The organism is Candidatus Aquicultor secundus (assembly GCF_002791875.1).
Classification (GTDB): Bacteria; Actinomycetota; Aquicultoria; order Aquicultorales; family Aquicultoraceae; genus Aquicultor_A; species Aquicultor_A secundus.
On the sequence record NZ_PFNG01000055.1, the window covers coordinates 1 to 863 of the forward strand.

The following is an 863-nucleotide window of genomic DNA, read 5'->3' on the forward strand; positions in this document are numbered from 1 at the left end:
GGGCTTCAACCACTTGGGGGTCGTATGTGAGGACATTGTTCTTACCATGCAACTTGCCCCAATAGAGCGCGCCATCTGCGGTATGGAGAAGCTCGTTCTTGTTTGTTGCGAGTGTTGGGTAGGTACTTATACCGATAGTTATTGTAATCGCCTTGCCTGGGAAGGCATCAGACAAGGTTTTATCGATACGCTTTTTAATAGCACGTGCAATATTTTGAGATTGGTCTTCACTAGTCCTTGGGAGGATAATACCGAATTCATCCCCGCTAAGACGACATGCCTCATCCGCTTCCCTAACTCTTGAAGTAATGGCTGATCCAATCGTGGTCAATACTTTATCGCCAAAGAAATGACCGTATTGATTGTTAATATCAGAGAGGTTGTCAATATCCAAGGCTAAAAGAGAGAATGGTTTCTTGGTCTTATCCGCTTTGAGGATTGCTTTATTTAGAGCTTCCTGAAAATAGCGATGGTTATTAAGGCCGGTTAGGCTATCAAGTAGGGCTTTGGTAAACAGCATTGCATTGTCAGAAGAAAGCAGATGGTTTCTATACAATAATACCAATAACGCAATTGTCGATACGCTTCCTAAGACGACCACTTCGCTTTTATGACCATTAATCGAGTAAGCGACCCATACTGTGGGAATAACCATCGTAGTGATAAACGGAATAAGTAATGTGCGCCAGGGGCTGTAGGAGAGCGCTCGCGTATTCGATAAGCCTTTGATCTTTGATTGAACCCGATTTATGGTACCAATAAGAACCCCTGTTACTTCGTCTACCGCTGATAATGCAATAAGTATAGCTGTTATCATCATAGCCCATGTAGTGAACGGATTTCGTTGATTACCGAATAAGTAG

General features: G+C 43.0%; 1 protein-coding gene. It reads right to left on the reverse strand.

The window, feature by feature from the left end:
• The coding region (locus COY37_RS02150; protein WP_286975826.1) for a GGDEF domain-containing protein at positions 1-820 on the reverse strand (820 nt) is incomplete at its 3' end.
• Positions 821-863: the final 43 nt, after the last annotated feature.